Origin of the sequence: Shewanella inventionis (assembly GCF_014641855.1) — a bacterium.
GTDB classification, from domain to species: Bacteria; Pseudomonadota; Gammaproteobacteria; order Enterobacterales; family Shewanellaceae; genus Shewanella; species Shewanella inventionis.
Genome location: NZ_BMII01000028.1, coordinates 39,787 through 55,199, shown reverse-complemented (window position 1 = coordinate 55,199; position 15,413 = coordinate 39,787). Strand labels below are relative to the sequence as shown.

The 15,413-nt window shown below is 40.0% G+C and carries 15 protein-coding genes; 6 read left to right on the top strand and 9 right to left on the bottom strand.

The annotated features are described in order from the left end of the window. Positions 1-2: 2 nt before the first annotated feature. From IEW93_RS16030 to ccoN, 5 genes are all read right to left on the bottom strand, one after another. A complete protein-coding gene (locus tag IEW93_RS16030) occupies positions 3-482 on the bottom strand; it encodes a FixH family protein (protein ID WP_188740304.1) in 480 nt (159 codons plus the stop codon). Positions 483-597: 115 nt separating this feature from the next. Next, entirely contained in the window at positions 598-1,566 is a 969-nt protein-coding gene (gene ccoP, locus IEW93_RS16025) for a cytochrome-c oxidase, cbb3-type subunit III (protein WP_188740303.1), read from the bottom strand. Positions 1,567-1,571: 5 nt separating this feature from the next. Then, a complete protein-coding gene (locus IEW93_RS16020) occupies positions 1,572-1,748 on the bottom strand; it encodes a cbb3-type cytochrome oxidase subunit 3 (RefSeq protein WP_188740320.1) in 177 nt (58 codons plus the stop codon). A gap of 8 nt (positions 1,749-1,756) precedes the next feature. Further along, complete coding sequence (gene ccoO / locus IEW93_RS16015; protein ID WP_188740302.1) at positions 1,757-2,383, bottom strand: cytochrome-c oxidase, cbb3-type subunit II; 627 nt, start codon at positions 2,381-2,383, stop codon at positions 1,757-1,759. A 12-nt stretch (positions 2,384-2,395) separates the two neighbouring features. Then, a complete protein-coding gene (gene ccoN, locus IEW93_RS16010; RefSeq protein ID WP_188740301.1) occupies positions 2,396-3,823 on the bottom strand; it encodes a cytochrome-c oxidase, cbb3-type subunit I in 1,428 nt (475 codons plus the stop codon). Between the two features lie 269 nt (positions 3,824-4,092). Between ccoN and IEW93_RS16005 the strand changes: the two genes are divergently transcribed. From IEW93_RS16005 to IEW93_RS15995, 3 genes are all read left to right on the top strand, one after another. Then, complete coding sequence (locus IEW93_RS16005) at positions 4,093-4,542, top strand: hypothetical protein (RefSeq protein WP_188740300.1); 450 nt, start codon at positions 4,093-4,095, stop codon at positions 4,540-4,542. A 251-nt stretch (positions 4,543-4,793) separates the two neighbouring features. After that, positions 4,794-5,036, top strand: a complete 243-nt coding sequence (locus IEW93_RS16000; RefSeq protein ID WP_188740299.1) for a hypothetical protein — start codon at positions 4,794-4,796, stop codon at positions 5,034-5,036. 97 nt (positions 5,037-5,133) lie between these two features. Then, entirely contained in the window at positions 5,134-6,432 is a 1,299-nt protein-coding gene (locus tag IEW93_RS15995; protein ID WP_188740298.1) for a tyrosine-type recombinase/integrase, read from the top strand. A 324-nt stretch (positions 6,433-6,756) separates the two neighbouring features. Here IEW93_RS15995 and darG read toward each other — a convergent pair whose 3' ends face one another. From darG to IEW93_RS15980, 3 genes are read right to left on the bottom strand one after another with little or no spacing between them, the layout of a single operon-like run. Then, positions 6,757-7,791 (bottom strand): type II toxin-antitoxin system antitoxin DNA ADP-ribosyl glycohydrolase DarG, encoded by a 1,035-nt coding sequence (gene darG / locus IEW93_RS15990; RefSeq protein ID WP_188740297.1) that lies wholly within the window; start codon positions 7,789-7,791, stop codon positions 6,757-6,759. Positions 7,792-7,799: 8 nt separating this feature from the next. Further along, positions 7,800-8,477 carry a type II toxin-antitoxin system toxin DNA ADP-ribosyl transferase DarT gene (gene darT, locus IEW93_RS15985; protein ID WP_188740296.1) on the bottom strand — a complete coding sequence of 226 codons (678 nt, stop codon included), beginning with the start codon at positions 8,475-8,477 and terminating at the stop codon, positions 7,800-7,802. An 18-nt stretch (positions 8,478-8,495) separates the two neighbouring features. Then, a complete protein-coding gene (locus IEW93_RS15980) occupies positions 8,496-8,699 on the bottom strand; it encodes a hypothetical protein (protein WP_188740295.1) in 204 nt (67 codons plus the stop codon). A gap of 576 nt (positions 8,700-9,275) precedes the next feature. Between IEW93_RS15980 and IEW93_RS15975 the strand changes: the two genes are divergently transcribed. From IEW93_RS15975 to IEW93_RS15965, 3 genes are all read left to right on the top strand, one after another. Beyond that, positions 9,276-11,207, top strand: coding sequence for a S9 family peptidase (locus IEW93_RS15975; protein WP_188740294.1), 1,932 nt, complete (start codon positions 9,276-9,278; stop codon positions 11,205-11,207). A gap of 658 nt (positions 11,208-11,865) precedes the next feature. Next, complete coding sequence (locus IEW93_RS15970) at positions 11,866-12,612, top strand: phosphatase (protein WP_188740293.1); 747 nt, start codon at positions 11,866-11,868, stop codon at positions 12,610-12,612. 100 nt (positions 12,613-12,712) lie between these two features. Further along, positions 12,713-13,321 (top strand): flavin reductase family protein, encoded by a 609-nt coding sequence (locus IEW93_RS15965; RefSeq protein ID WP_188740292.1) that lies wholly within the window; start codon positions 12,713-12,715, stop codon positions 13,319-13,321. A gap of 99 nt (positions 13,322-13,420) precedes the next feature. On the opposite strand, the gene IEW93_RS15960 is transcribed toward IEW93_RS15965, so the two are convergent. Continuing rightward, positions 13,421-15,172, bottom strand: a complete 1,752-nt coding sequence (locus IEW93_RS15960; protein ID WP_188740291.1) for a DUF885 domain-containing protein — start codon at positions 15,170-15,172, stop codon at positions 13,421-13,423. Positions 15,173-15,413: the final 241 nt, after the last annotated feature.

The window sequence follows — 15,413 nt, the reverse complement described above, 5'->3', positions numbered from 1 at the left end:
GATTAATTTAGCCAATATTCAACATCATCTTTAATATCAATGCGTTGTTGAACACGCCATTTGCCATCAAATCCTTCTATACGTACTTCCCAGGGGCCTTTAATGGCTTCAGACAATGGTACACGATACACATAACTTGCATCGGCCGTAGCATTCAGACTAAAGTCTCTTTCTTCTATGGTTGGGTGATAAAATTGCACATTAAGTGCTGCGCGGTATTCAGGCCCACCTTGTTGTGTTATTTGTAATTCTTGATCTGACACTTTAACCAAAAACTTCATGCCAATTTGCTGTGCGTATTTTATCTTACGCAAGTCCATATTAATGCCTTTGCCTTCTTTATAATATTCTTCAGCCACCAAGGAGTCAGAATTGTCTAAAGCAATTTTTAATGTGGTGATACTGGCAACAACGGCACACATTGGTAAAACGATTAAAAACCATGGCCAAAACTGTTTATACCAAGGGAGTTGAGTAGACATGATACATCCTAAATATTCGCTAAAAATTACTGCGCTATTTTAGCGCGTTAGTGCTTAATAATCACTTAAAAAAAAGGCCTCGATAAACTCGAGGCCTTTTATTAGGTATTGCTAACTATTTGTTTGATAAGCTATAAACATAAGCTGCAATTACATGAACTTTCTCTTCACCAAGAATGTCTTTCCATGCTGGCATAACACCGGCACGGCCATTGATGATTGACTCTTCAATGCTGCCGCGGCTGCCACCATATAACCACACATTGTCAGTTAAGTTTGGTGCACCCATGAACTTGTTACCTTTTGCGTCCATACCATGACACGCAAAACAACCTTTCATAAATGAACCTTGACCTTGTGCAGCTAAGGCTTCGTCGTGCTCGCCACCAGACAGTTTGATCACATATTCAGCAAGACCTTTAATCTCACTGTCTTCGATAGGTAAACCACCTTTAGGCGGCATCATACCGTTGCGACCATTCATCAATGTGGTTTTAATCGTGGCTAAATCGCCACCATATAACCAATCACTGTCAGTCAAGTTAGGGAAGCCCTTTGAGCCACGTGCATCAGAACCATGACATTGAGCGCAGTTTTGTAAAAACAAACGGCCACCCACTTTCAATGCTTCTTCATCTTTAACTAACTCTTCTAAAGGAGTTGCTAAATACGCGGCAAAAATTGGACCGTATTTTTCGTCAGCATGAGCCACTTCGCGGTCATACTGAGATAAACGATTTTCTGCTTTTGCCGCTTCTAATGCTGCAGCTGAGTCGGCTTTTAGGCCTTTTTCAGTACCAATGCTTTGGTTAGAGCTTGTCCAACCAAACAGACCTTTGTAGTTACCTAGGCCTGGATAAAGAGCTAAATAGATCACACCAAACACGATGGTTAGGTAGAACATGTAAGCCCACCACTTTGGCAGTGGGTTGTTAAGTTCTTCAATACCATCGAACTCGTGGCCCATTGATTTACCTTCTTCAACACCGGTGTAATTTTTGTTCACCACTTTAAGAAGAATAAAACAACCAACAATGACCACAATAGTCAGTACAGAAATCCAAATGCTCCAGAAGTTACTCATAATCATTACTTCTGATCTCCCGAGTCTTTAGACATTTTTGCCAGTTCTTCTTCTGAAAATACTAAGTTAGCCGCTTCGTCAAATTTAGACTTGCTGTGCTTACTGTATGCCCAGTAAAAAATTCCAACAAACGTCACCATTACTATAATGGTTAAAATGCCTTGAAAAGTACCGTAATCCATCATTGCTCCTACTTGAGTGCATGACCCAAAGATTGCAAATACGCGATTAGTGCTTGTAATTCAGTTTTGCCTTCAACCGCTTTTTGAGCGCCAGCAATTTCTTCGTCGGTGTATAAGTCGCCACCTTTGTAACCACCTTTATGAAGGTTACGTAGGATAGACATCTTGTCACCAGTCAATTTGCCGTCTAGCGTGTTTTCAGCTAACCATGGGAAAGCAGGCATGTTTGATTGTGGTACCACATCACGTGGATTGATTAAATGCACTTCATGCCATTTATCACTATAACGACCACCAACACGAGCAAGATCTGGCCCTGTACGCTTAGAACCCCATTGGAAAGGGTGGTCCCAAACTGATTCGCCCGCTACAGAATAGTGACCGTAACGTTCAGTTTCAGCACGTAAAGGACGGATCATTTGGCTGTGACAGTTGTAACAACCTTCACGAACATAAATGTCACGACCTTCAATCTGCAGTGCAGTGTAAGGGATCAAACCTTCAACGGCTTCAGTAGTGTCTTTTTGGAAAATTAGCGGAGTAATTTGCACCAAACCACCAAAACTAATAGCGATTACGGTGAAAATGGCTAGCAGGCCCACATTCTTTTCAATTAATTCATGATTAAATTTCATCGAATCTGCTCCTTAAGCTTCTGCTAACGCAGGTAATGAATCTTTAGGCGCTTTCACAGTGCGAAGCACGTTATAAGCCATAATCAACATACCGGTTAAGAAGAAACAACCACCAAGAAAGCGTACAAAGTAGAATGGGTAAGATGCTTCTAAACTCTCAACAAAGCTGTACGTTAAGGTACCGTCAGAGTTTACTGCACGCCACATAAGACCTTGCATAACACCAGAAATCCACATACTTACGATATACAACACAGTACCAATAGTGGCTAACCAGAAGTGTACGTTAACTAGCGAAGTGCTAAACATACGACCATGGCCAAAAAGCACAGGTACAAGGTGATATAACGAACCAATAGAGACCATTGCAACCCAGCCTAGCGCGCCAGAGTGAACGTGACCAACGGTCCAGTCAGTGTAATGAGATAACGCGTTTACCGTTTTGATTGCCATCATTGGGCCTTCGAAGGTAGACATACCATAGAAAGACAATGAAACAACTAAGAAACGCAATACTGGGTCAGTACGTAGCTTATGCCAAGCACCAGAGAGGGTCATAATACCGTTAATCATACCGCCCCATGAAGGTGCGAATAGGATTAATGACATCACCATACCTAAAGACTGAGTCCAGTCAGGAAGGGCAGTGTAATGTAAGTGGTGAGGACCGGCCCAAATATACAGCGCAATCAATGCCCAAAAGTGAACAATCGATAAACGATAAGAATAAACAGGACGACCAGCTTGCTTAGGTACAAAGTAATACATCATCCCTAAGAAACCAGCGGTAAGTAAGAAGCCTACAGCATTGTGACCATACCACCACTGAACCATCGCATCCACGGCACCGGAGTACAGTGAGTAAGACTTAAATAAGCTTACAGGTACAGCCATTGAGTTAACAATGTGCAGTACAGCAACAGTGATAATAAAGGCACCAAAGAACCAGTTAGCCACATAAATATGTGAGGTAGTTCTTTTAGCGATTGTGCCAAAGAAGACAATTGCATAACTGACCCAAATCACCGCAATTGCGATATCAATAGGCCATTCTAATTCTGCATATTCTTTGCCCTGGGTGTAACCCATTGGTAAAGTGATTGCAGCTGCAATAATAACTGCTTGCCAACCCCAAAACGTAAATGCGGCCAATTTAGGCGCAAATAGACGGATTTGACAAGTGCGTTGCACAACATAGTAGGATGTAGCGAAAAGAGCTGATGTTCCGAACGCGAAAATCACCGCATTGGTATGTAAAGGTCGTAAACGACTAAACGTTAACCACGGAGTTTCAAAGTTCAGTTGTGGCCAGATTAACTGAGCCGCAATCAATACACCCACTGCCATACCAACGATTCCCCACAGTACTGTGGTGAGTGCGAATTGACGGACAATAGTGTAATTGTAATCAGCGCCTGTAGACTGGGAATGGTTCATCATAATGCTTCCACGGCTTATTACTTATACTTTTAATATTTAGTAAAGCGAGCTTTACCAGTTAAGTTGACAAATGGTTACAAAACCAACCATAAAGGCTATTTTTACAACAGTTTGTCAAGGTGTTACCTCGTTTTTATGCTCTCTATCACGAGGCGGACTAATGATACTTGAGCTGAGTCAAAAAAGATACTTCGCAACATGCATCAAAGTTGATCTAGATCAAGGTCTGCAAGATAATGTTATCAACAACAGGGTAAAGGTTAATTATTGTGCACAAAATAACCAAAATATTCATTTTAGTAATTTCTTCAATCTTTTTAATAGCATGTGACAATACAAAAAACAGTCAACAAACCACATTTGAAAAAGACCCCAGCTTATGTCAATTTTCAGCCGGCCAATGTTACCAAAAAGTTGCCGATTTAACCGTCGGCTTGATGATAGATCCGGTTCGTACACCAAGTGAAAAACCACTTAATATTACGCTTAACTTTTCACAAGCGATCACTAATATTGCGATGAGGGTAGAAGGCCGAGATATGTTTATGGGCATCATACCGGTTGCATTATCCTCAACGGCGAACAATCAAGCACAAGGCACACTGATTTATGGATCATGCAGCAGTAATTACATGGTTTGGCGTGCATTTGTTTCATTTGATTATCAAGGGCAAACACGAACGCTAACGTACGACTTTTTAGCCGACAGCCCCGAATAAATATTGGCCTTTGAGTGTCGACGGGCAGGGCATCGTGTTCACCTATCGTTAATTAAGGACATTGTAGTGCTAACTTACATGATTGGATTAAGCTCAACTTTTCTATCAGCTAATCTTATGAGCCTAAGATAGGGCAGACCCAACAAACGAGTGCTAGCGCACAAAAAGGCTGGTCATAAACAAAACCTAATTGATAATCATTCTCAACAATGTATTATTGATCTCATATCAGTTTTGAATGGGAAGGTAACATGGCCAAAATAAATGTAGCTATCGACAGTCATAAAGTGGCTCAGCTGATAAGAGCAGGGCATTTATGTGCCGCAGATTTACATTGTTTAGATAAAAGCAGTAAACAAACCCTGTGGCAATTGTGTCTTTGGAGTTGCCAAAATCGCATTGGTTGTCAAAAATCTCAGTGTCAGCAAACCTGCAGTTATGCTGGGCTTAAGCAACCAGCATATCAAGTGATCCACGACAAAGATATTTGCTAACCAATTTTCACCTGGTTTAATGCCGATAAATAACGTTATCGGCATTAAACATATTTAGCTATAATATTAGTATAATCAATAGTATAAGTTTAAGGTCATGATCACAGAACCACTGCCACCAGTATTACCATTATTTGATTCAGCTCAATACGTATTGCAAGGTAATCCAATTGTTAATCAATACATTACTCGTATTTCAATCAACAAAGTAACCGACGCAGGGCTGGTAATTGAACATTGTGCAGACTGGTTATTTGAGCAAAAACAGTCTGAAAACAACTACAAAGCCTACCGCAGTGAGCTCACAACATACTTACATTGGTGCTTTGACGTAGTGGCATTATCGCCAAGTGCAGTCACACGTAAAGACATTGCAAAGTACATCGACTACTGCCAATCGCCACCACAAGAGTTAATTGGATATTTCAACGTTGCACAATTTAAACTAGACAAAGCCAGCGGCGAACGGAACCCCAATAGCCAATGGCGACCATTTATTGGTAAAAAAAACCTCGGTAAATGTTTGCCATATCAGCTAAGTGATAATGCATTAAAAACCAAAATCGCTATTTTATCATCGTTTTATGGTTATCTCATTAGCGAAGAATACACAGAACGTAACCCAGCACAACTGTGGCTCAAACACAGTCGCTTTGCGATAAAGCGCAAGTTTACTCTAGATGAAGATAACAACCATCATGCCTTTACCGAGTTACAATGGTCATATGTTGTCAGTACCGTTGAGGCATTAGCAACACAGCAACCAGAACAACATCAGCGTAGTTTATTTTTAATCACACTATTATATAGCTGCTATTTGCGTATATCAGAGATCAGCGCTCGCGCTGGTTACGCACCCATAATGAGTCAATTTAGGCAAGATCCACATTCCGGGGTTTGGTATTTTCATGTGCCATTTTCTAAAAGTGGAAAAGCTCGCAATATCGCCATTTCAAAAGTGCTACTGCAAAGCCTTATCCAATACCGACAGCATTTGGGCCTATCAGATTTACCGAGTATTAATGACCAGCATCCTATTTTTATTCGGCATAAAGCCGCAGCTCATGGCAGAGAATCCGGTATTGTTAATGCAAACTTAGGCATTAGACAAATACGAGATGAAATAGACAAGTTAATAAGCCTGGCCGCCGACAACGCCGCAAAGGATGGCTTTGAACACGACAGTCAACTCATGAGAAAACTCACCGCACATAATATTCGTCACACCGGTATTACACACGATATCAACATCAACCGTCGGCCATTGTCACATGTACAAGCAGATGCAGGCCATGAAAGTATCGACACCACGTCACAGTATTTACACACCACACAAACCGAACGTCATCAAAGTGCAGCAAACAAACCGTTAAATCATCTTGCTCAAATTGAATAATTGGCTGGCATGAGTGCTAAAAACCAAAAGCATGCAATGTCAGCACGATTTAAAGCTTATGATTTAATCGATAATCAAGGTGTAATGGGCTAAAACCATCAAACAGACATAAATACCAATCAGTCATGCTAATTAACATAGCCACAAATGTGCGCATGTATAACCAAAACCAATTATGCGCACAATGTATATTATGTTAAATACGCTATTTGTGTTTTATTGGTTAATCACCTGTGTGTGGTTTCTCATACCAAATGAGTTTTGTCTCACTTCGTGGAATATCTAAATACACTTTCATTAATAACTAACTGCAATTGTTACTTATTAAATCCAGTGTTGATCTGCTAATTGGTTCCAAGCGGCATCGATATGTTGTCGTGTCATCAATTGTTTTTTACGCGCATTCCATTGCTGGATCAAATGAAATGCTTGCTCTGGTGTTTGCGCGCCTTCGTTTTTAATAACCCAATGCACAGTTGACAACAACTCAACTCCATAGGGAGATTGATAACCATCAATTAAATTCGCAACTCGTTCAATGTGTGAATTGATTGTTGAGTCAGCATCTTGTAAAAATTGTTTAGCCTGTTGCAGCGCTTGTTCATCAGGTTTAATTTCAGCCTCAACAACACCATCACCGACACCCTGAATAAAATGTCCATCCATACGTTCTAGCGCATGTCTTAATGCATCTGCATAAGGACCATAGTGATGTTTTACAAACTTGAGTCTTAAATCTTGGCCGGCGACTTGTAGAAAATATGCAAGCTTTTGCACTTCAATTTTAGACAAACCGTAATTGAGACTTTTATAGGTTTCCAGTAGTGCAAGTATGGCTGCTCTACCCGCTGTCATTTTAGGTTTAGAGGTATTAATAATTAGTGATGTGGGTTTAATTAATCCTGTTGGTTCAAATAAACGCACTTCTAATGAAGGTAACGCTGATAAATATTGTATAACCAGGGGTTTTACGTCAGCCCAAAGCAAACCGCCATTGCCACAGCCTAATGGCGGTATAGCGATTGAACCAATATTGTGTAATGTAATTTGATTAACTAAATCAGCAAGCCCGCTTTCAATATCCTCAATCCGTGAGGCGCTGCGCCAATGGCCTTTAGTGGGAAAGTTAATGATAAATTGAGGGGTCGCCATTGGGCCTAACTCAAAAGTGAACATTTGCCCTAGCTTGACTTCACCCGCCTTACAAGCGGCTGCATAAGCTTTAAAATTATTTGGCCACTTTTTCTTAAACTGCAGCGCAATGCCTTTGCCCATCACACCAACACAGTTAACGGTATTAACAATGGCATCAACGTCTTGTTGCTGTAGTAAGTCACCTTCTACTGATTTAATCACCATGTTATTTCCTAAAAATACCAATCTTTCATTATCATTACCGGCAAGTTTACCCCAAATTGTTGCAAAATAGCATGAACTTGTTGTGCTTTGGCTTCATTTGCAACGCCTATCCGGGTTATCCAAGTGAGTGGAACTTCATTTTTTATTAAAAACTCAGCTTGGCGCTTTTCCATTCGGTCTATGTAGCGTGGGTTGCTGTGAACATCTTGAAAATACTTACAAAATCCATCTAATGTGGGGGCTTCAGTTAGCGTCTGCCAATCGATAACAGAATGTAATAGGGTTAACTCTGTGTATGCTTGACTATACGCTTTTGTGGCATTTCGATCATAAAAAACAAATTCACTAAGCCCTTGCTTTAAAGCACCTTCAATAGTGAGTTCAAAGTAAATAATATCAATTTGAGCATAGTTACACCCTACTACACGGCCATGATGAATGGCCGACAACATAGGTAAGCGAGGCGCAAAATAGAACGGCACAAATTCATGAATACCACCACCAGGTGGATTAATTACAGTTTTATAAGATCGAGTCTGTTGCGCGCCTGTATGAGCAATATTGTGATAGCTAATTCCTAAACCCGCGTTTTTAGCTTTACTGGTTAATTCCCCTTGCTGGCATATCATAGCCAAATTATCTAACGCAGTAATATGGAACAAACGAACAGGTCTTGGCATTGTCATCAAGGTGCTCCAATTAAATTAACCTTTCAAGAGCTGAAGTTCATCTTTATATGACATCAAAGGTGTGTAAAGTCTGTGGTATGCATTACCTACAGCCCCAACAAATTGTATAACTTCTGGTGGGTTATCGCCTATTGCAATGATATGGTCACGCGCAAAACCAGGGTATGAACACTCAGTTAGAAATGCGTTCCATATTTCAATTCTTTCAGATGTTTCCATACAATACCTATGCTTAAATTGTTGATATTCCATTAATGTGCCGTATCAGGAGTGATAATTTCCGTAATGAACTCAAAAAAACCTCTAAACGTTTCAAATGCTGCAACATCTAAAGTTGGAACTGTATTTGGAGATGATATCGGTTTCGGTAAGCTTGGCTTTATTGATGCTCATATGAATTCTAGTTCCTTCTAGCACAGCAACAAACTGTAATTGAAATTAGTTTGCCACATATTTGTGAAATCACCAATAATTACATGCAGATACAAAATTAACATCATAAAGTTCTGCGTTTTCACTCTAAAAGACTTTTTAACACTTACAACATACAGTGTTAAAAATCTTATCAGCCCCAATTGGCCGCCTTAAGTTTGCTAGGTCCAAATTTTCGTGGTGCGACCCTCCTTGTTAATATCCGTTTTTACGACTAGCTTGAATACGGTAATAATCAACATTAATAACAGGCTGAACTTGCCTATTATTAAGGATTTTTACTGGGTGATTGGGATGACGTTGCTCCCGTCTGTGTTTGCGGGCGTTCTCGATTAATATGATCAATAAAAAAAGGATATTTTTATGTATAAGTTTGTCGTCACAACTGTCGTTGCATTCGCTGTACTCAGCGCTTGTTCGACGGTGGATAAACCCAATGCTGTAACTGCTCTGTCTGCGCCAGTGAGTTCAGTTGCTTTTGAAACCTATAGTGCTGAAGAGTTTTATAAAACAACGAGTGTGTACGGTTCTTCTATAAATCATTCAAGTGATGCTGTGTTAGTGAGTAATGATGCCAGTGGGATTTTTAATGCTTACCGCGTTCCGGTAGATGGCGGACCTGCAAAACAACTTACTTTCTCGACCAAAGAATCAATTTTTGTTGCGTCTTGGTTTCCTAACGATGAGCGGTTTTTATTTAGCGCTGACAAAGGCGGTGATGAATTAGACCATCTTTATGTTCAACAATTAGATGGTTCACAGCTCGATTTAACCCCAGGTGAAGGTTTAAAAGCCTTAATGTTAACTTGGCATGAAAATGACCGCTCATTTTTTGTTGCCACTAATGAGCGAGATCCAAAGTTTTTTGATGTTTATCAATACAATGCTGATAATTATAGCCGTGAATTAGTGTTTAAAAATGATTCAGGTTTTAATGTTGAAAATATCAGCCCGAATGGGCAATTTATTGCGCTGAGCAAAACACATTCAAATAGTAACTCAGATCTCTACTTGGTTGATTTACAGTCAACAATGGCAAAGCCAACATTGATCACCCCGCATAGTGGCGATGTTTCATATTATGTTCATACCTTTTCAAAAAAAAATAAACAGTTGTTATATGCAACAGATGAGTTTGGTGAGTTTAATCAGGCTTGGGCCTACGATTTAGACACGGGTAAAAGTACGTTAAATTATAAAGCTGACTGGGATGTTAGCTTTAGTTATTTTTCAAAAGACGGCAGATACCAAATTATTGGTGTTAATGCTGATGCGCAAACACAATTAATTATTAAAGACTTAAAAACCCAGTCAGAGCTGACATTACCTGCATTACCTAGTGGTGATTTAAGTGGTGTTAATTTTAGTAATGATTCTAAATCTATGGTGTTCTATCTCAACTCAGATACTTCTCCCTCAAATTTATATGTTCACACACTGGGTTCAGACTCGATTACGCGCTTGACTAACTCGGGTAATCCCAACATAAAAGAGCAAAATTTGGTTACTGGTGAGGTGGTGCGGTTTAAGAGTTTTGATGGCATAGTCATTCCAGCCATTTTGTATAAACCCAAGCAAGCGAGCATGATAAATAAAGTCCCTGCATTGGTGTTTATTCATGGTGGCCCTGGTGGACAGTCACGTAAAGGATACAGTGCAACGATCCAACATCTTGTTAATAACGGTTATGCCATCATCATGATTAACAATCGTGGCTCAAGTGGTTATGGAAAAACCTTTTTCCATTTGGATGATAAGCGCCATGGTGAAGATGACTTACAAGATGTCGTTTATAACAAAAAGTATCTTCAAACATTAGATTGGGTAGATGCTGAAAAAATTGGGGTGATGGGTGGCAGTTACGGCGGTTACCTGACTATGGCTGCAATGACATTTACCGATGAGTTTAAGGTTGGTATTAATATTTTTGGTGTGACGAACTGGGTGCGTACCCTCGAAAGTATTCCGCCATATTGGGAGTCTTTTAGAAAAAGTTTGTACGATGAATTAGGCGATCCCGCAACAGATAAAGAAAGGTTACACCGTATTTCACCAGTATTTTTTGGTGAAAAAGTTAATAACCCGGTTTTAGTTGTGCAAGGTGTTAATGACCCACGGGTACTTAAAATTGAGAGTGATGAAATGGTCCAAGCCATTCGCTCGGGTGGTACCTATGTTGATTATCTGCTTTTTGATGATGAAGGCCATGGTTTTTCTAAAAAGAATAATCGAATTAGTGCATCTAATAAATATCTCGAATTTTTAGATGCTTACTTACTAAAAGCAAGCAAATAAATACTCTGGCAGGTTGATGTTAAATGGTGTTTTTACAGCGGTTTTAGCTCAGTTTGTAAATCAATACAATCTTTTAGCTTAATCCGTTTTATATTGAGTAATATTTAACCTGCGTTAAACACCACATCAAGCCATTGCTTACCCAATGGCTTTTCTTTTGCTGGTGCAGTAACGGCTTACAGTTATTTACTCTATCCCGCTTATTGACGCTGCTTGTATCCGTTTGGGGTAACAAGGTAACGTTATGCAAAGGCGCCCTTTTATTGCAAAACCAGTTTTATCAACGCCATTTTTTAACGATTAGGTTTAATGTTAAGGCTTAAATCAACATCATAACGAAGCGTAAAGCCATTAATGAGTCGATGGGTTTTCTATCGCGGGAACGATATGTTATTTTGAGAGCGTAATGGCAAGCTAATGACCATTTTTTAATGGCTATATTTTCAAAAGCTATGCATAAACTTTCGATCTGTTTATACCAAACACGATAAATAAGTATTCAGAGATTACGAAGCAAAAACCGTTTAAAATAAGGCCGAGAGTGCAGCGAGCTAGTTGTTCTAACTTCAACATTTCTAACAAAGTGATAAGCGATGAAAACCAGTAAGCATGATCACATTTTTGTGCTAATTGGTATGAGTCCTCTTGTGAGCAAACTATGAAATACACTGTTGATATTCACGCCCATACTATAGCTTCAACTCACGCATACAGTACAGTTCACGATTATTTATCTGTGGCAAAATCAAAGGGCATGAAGTTATTTGCCATAACCGATCATGGCCCAGATATGGCCGACGCTCCGCATTTTTGGCACTTTGTGAATATGCGAGTACTGCCCAGAATAGTTGATGGTATTGGGCTGCTTAGAGGTATTGAAGCCAATATTAAAAATGAATACGGCGAGATAGATTATTTTGGCAGTTATTTACAAGAGCTCGATATTGTACTGGCTGGTTTTCACGAGCCGGTGTTTCCCCCGTCAACCAAAGAGGCGCATACAAAAGCGCTAATCAATTGTATCGAAAGTGGCCACGTGGATATTATTACCCATCCTGGCAATCCCAAATACCCTATCGACATAGATAAAGTGGCGCAGGCTGCAGCAAAACATAATGTTGCGCTTGAAATTAATAATTCGTCATTTTTAACATCACGTAATGGCAGTCTACACAACTGTACTGACATCGCCAGAGCGGTAAAAAATGCAGGCGGATTATTGGTGATGGGCTCTGACTCTCATGTGGCATTTAGCCTAGGCGAGTTTGATAAATCCATTGAGGTCATTGAGTCGGTCGATTTTCCTCTAGATCGATTATTAAATCGTAACCCTGCGGCTTTGTTATCTTTTTTAGCCTCAAGAGGCCACACCACCTTAGATGAATATAATGTGCTAATCGATTAGTAAGCAGATCCATTCAATTGCCTGTCACGTAATAACAGGGATATTTCCATTTAAACTGAAGATTTTACATCAGGTTAATCAGGCAAGGTAAAGGATCCCTATGCATTTTACTAAAGAGCGTATCGACGCCCTCGATACACGCACACGTGCACATTTTATTAATTCGTTGTCGGGGTTTAAAAATGCCAATCTTATTGGTACGCAAGATGCTCAAGGCCAGACCAACTTGTCGATAGTGAGTTCGGTGTTCCACTTAGGCGCTAATCCGCCACTTGTGGGCATGATAATACGACCTCACAGTGTGCCTAGGCACACCTTTGAAAATATTCTACAAACAGGTTTTTACACCATTAATCAGGTAAATCAGTTTATTTTTTCACAAGCGCACCAAACGTCGGCTCGATATGACAGAGATGAATCAGAATTTGATGCCACGGGGTTAACTGTTGAATACCTAACGGGTTTTTATGCACCTTTTGTTAAACAAAGCCGCCTTAAGTATTCTGTCAAACTGGTTGAACAACAACATCTAGCCGTGAATGGAACCGAATTGGTAATAGGTGAAATCATTGATGTGTATGTTGATGATAACGCCGTTGAAGATGATGGTTTTATTGATTTACATGCCATTGATACTGTGGCTATCTCTGGGCTTGATAGCTATCACACAACGAATAAATTAGCGCGCTTACCTTACGCAAAAAAATAACCTTGTTTTTTATAGTCATTACCAAATAAAAACATCCCATTCAAATTAGATTTCAATGGGATGTTTACGTATATTAATTAAGGCTTTAATAATAATGGCTTAGTTTGTTTTTACCGCTGGCGTTAAAAACCGTTCTTTAACCGCTTGTGCCATTAAATTGGGTGGAATTAACCCCTGCTCTAATACAAAGTTATTAAACGCTAAGCGGTCAAATTTATCACCTAAGGCAATTTCTACCTCGGCCCTGATTTCGAGTAAACGTGATAATCCATAGAAGTAGCTGCCCGCTTGGCCAGGCATTCTCATGGTGTAACGGTCTACTTCTTGTTTTACCGCCGCCTCAGAAAACACCACCTCATTACGCAATAATGCATATGCATTTTCTTTGGTGGTAAGTCCAAGATTTAACATTGGGTCTAACATGGCACGGGCATTACGTAATAACCTGTGCTGCAGTGCAATCAATTGTGCTTCAATAGGTAAATACGGCAGCATTTCTGCTTCGGCGTACAGTGCCCAACCCTCAACGTTTACACTATTAAACGCATAATAAACTCGTGCCAGTGACACGCCCTGCTCTAACATGACCGAAAATTGCAGTTCATGCCCTGGGCGGCCTTCATGAGCGCTTAAGGTGTAAGCTACCGCATTAAAATTAAAGTCATCGTAAGCGGCATCACCCTTTAACGCGGGGTTGCCGGTGGTAAGCACAAACTGGCCTTGTTCACCTGTATTACCAATAAACGGTGGCGGTAACATGTGAGGTGCAGGACTTCCAGCGGCTTCGGCGTCGCTTGCAAGACGCATTATCATGTCGCGTTCAGGTAAATTAACCACCTGTTGTTTACTGATTAAGGCTTCGAGTTGTTTATTGATGGCATGGTAATGGCCTTCAATCTTATCATTGGTTAACGAGTCTTTTTTAAGTTCTCTGATAACATCTCGATAATCACTTGATGGCATATCAAACTTTTTAGCCACTAATGGCGCTAAAGCTTGCATGTTGGCCTTTGTTATCATGTAACTTGCTTTGGCCCGCTCAATTAATAACTCTGGTTCAATATCGATACCCACAGTTTTAAGATTTAGTGCATACATTTCTGGCGGTAAACGAAAATCTTCTCGACTTGTCGGAATGACCGTTTTTTCAGCCCATTGACGGTAATCTGTAATTTGTTGTGTTAACAGCGCTAAATTGTCATCTGCTTTGATAAAATCATTTTTTTCAAATAACTGCTGCAAACCTTGTATTAGGGTGTCGGTTCTTGCAAGCGCCTGTTCTACTTCTTCTTTTGTTGGTCCCATTAACGACTTGTTGGCTAACGCGGCTTCATATAAGGCTTTGGCTTGCTCGGTTAATGCAGGTTGCCCGGCTTTACCGACATAACATGCAAGGCGGTTATTTGCGTCTTGCTTGCGCGTATCTGACATTTGATCATCAAGCAGTGCCGATACACCTCTGAATATGATTAAAGGCACATCTACCCAGGGCAGCATGTATTTGTCTTCTAGTGCTGCACTGGCAATGGTTTGATCTATATCGTCAATAATGATGTTTAAGTCTTGGCGTACTGGCAGCAATGTTTCAGTATCTAGTGCTTTTAATAACGTCTGTTTACTGCTTTTAAGGGTGTTTAAATACTTATCTTGTTGTGCCTTTGTAATGTTGCTACATCGCTTATCGGCTTCAACAATACCAAATGAGCTTGCCATTTCGGGTTGAAATTGACTGTTAATATTAATTTGTTTGTTAGTGTATTCATTACTGATCTCAACCCAGGTTTGAGCAGAAGATGCAAATGGAACAACAGCCAGCAATGGGATCACACAAGTGAGCAGTTTACCTGACATTAGCTAAATCCTTTTTTGATATGAAGCAATTACTATAGCTGAATCATCCGCTAAAGTGATTATCAAGAGATTAACTAATCTGTAACCAATAATTATCATGGGTACTTTATACCAACCAGCACAAGAATATGATCATGCTTACTGGTTAAAACCGCTTATAACATCGTTAGAAATGTTGAAGTTAGAACAACTCGCTAGCTGCAATTTCTGCCTTATCTAAGCGATTTTTCCCACGCAATCT

What these genes read in the sequence shown, in the direction of transcription:
- IEW93_RS16030 (WP_188740304.1), bottom strand. Translation starts at nt 482, where the DNA reads ATGTCTACTCAACTCCCTTGGTATAAACAGTTTTGGCCATGGTTTTTA.
- ccoP (WP_188740303.1), bottom strand. Translation starts at nt 1,566, where the DNA reads ATGAGTAACTTCTGGAGCATTTGGATTTCTGTACTGACTATTGTGGTC.
- IEW93_RS16020 (WP_188740320.1), bottom strand. Translation starts at nt 1,748, where the DNA reads ATGGATTACGGTACTTTTCAAGGCATTTTAACCATTATAGTAATGGTG.
- ccoO (WP_188740302.1), bottom strand. Translation starts at nt 2,383, where the DNA reads ATGAAATTTAATCATGAATTAATTGAAAAGAATGTGGGCCTGCTAGCC.
- ccoN (WP_188740301.1), bottom strand. Translation starts at nt 3,823, where the DNA reads ATGATGAACCATTCCCAGTCTACAGGCGCTGATTACAATTACACTATT.
- IEW93_RS16000 (WP_188740299.1), top strand. Translation starts at nt 4,794, where the DNA reads ATGGCCAAAATAAATGTAGCTATCGACAGTCATAAAGTGGCTCAGCTG.
- IEW93_RS15995 (WP_188740298.1), top strand. Translation starts at nt 5,134, where the DNA reads ATGATCACAGAACCACTGCCACCAGTATTACCATTATTTGATTCAGCT.
- darG (WP_188740297.1), bottom strand. Translation starts at nt 7,791, where the DNA reads ATGGTGATTAAATCAGTAGAAGGTGACTTACTACAGCAACAAGACGTT.
- darT (WP_188740296.1), bottom strand. Translation starts at nt 8,477, where the DNA reads ATGACAATGCCAAGACCTGTTCGTTTGTTCCATATTACTGCGTTAGAT.
- IEW93_RS15980 (WP_188740295.1), bottom strand. Translation starts at nt 8,699, where the DNA reads ATGGAAACATCTGAAAGAATTGAAATATGGAACGCATTTCTAACTGAG.
- IEW93_RS15975 (WP_188740294.1), top strand. Translation starts at nt 9,276, where the DNA reads ATGTATAAGTTTGTCGTCACAACTGTCGTTGCATTCGCTGTACTCAGC.
- IEW93_RS15970 (WP_188740293.1), top strand. Translation starts at nt 11,866, where the DNA reads ATGAAATACACTGTTGATATTCACGCCCATACTATAGCTTCAACTCAC.
- IEW93_RS15965 (WP_188740292.1), top strand. Translation starts at nt 12,713, where the DNA reads ATGCATTTTACTAAAGAGCGTATCGACGCCCTCGATACACGCACACGT.
- IEW93_RS15960 (WP_188740291.1), bottom strand. Translation starts at nt 15,172, where the DNA reads ATGTCAGGTAAACTGCTCACTTGTGTGATCCCATTGCTGGCTGTTGTT.